This is a genomic window from Dietzia sp. UCD-THP, from assembly GCF_000349585.1.
Classification (GTDB): Bacteria; Actinomycetota; Actinomycetes; order Mycobacteriales; family Mycobacteriaceae; genus Dietzia; species Dietzia natronolimnaea_A.
This window is the reverse complement of sequence record NZ_AOSR01000143.1, coordinates 1-328: the sequence shown is the minus strand read 5'-3', so window position 1 is coordinate 328 and position 328 is coordinate 1. Positions and strand designations below refer to the sequence as shown.

At 61.6% G+C, this 328-nt stretch carries 1 pseudogene; it reads right to left on the bottom strand.

The annotated features are described in order from the left end of the window. Positions 1-91: 91 nt before the first annotated feature. Positions 92-295, bottom strand: a pseudogene (locus H483_RS27425) (histone-like nucleoid-structuring protein Lsr2); the annotation flags it as partial. Between the last annotated feature and the right edge of the window lie 33 nt (positions 296-328).

Below are 328 nucleotides of genomic sequence, written 5' to 3'. Positions count from 1 at the left end.
GCAGATTTTAGCTTGTCATAAGATAACTTATCGGCGTTAACATTGATCCAGCTTGGGGGCGGTTTCTGCGCCTGTCGCCGTTACTGTGTGGCTAGTTGGCGGCTGCGTATGCGTCCATGATGTCGGCGGGGATGCGTCCGCGATCGGAGACGTCGTGGCCATTGGTGCGGGCCCAGTCGCGAATCGCTTTGGTGTCACTAGACGGGGTCTTGGCCGTGCTCTTGCGTGCCGTCTTGGTCTTGCTGCCTGTCACCCGGTGGCCGGCCTCGATGTACGGAGCCACGGCCGCCCGGAACGTCTCGGCGTTCCCCTATCCGCCAGACTGAGG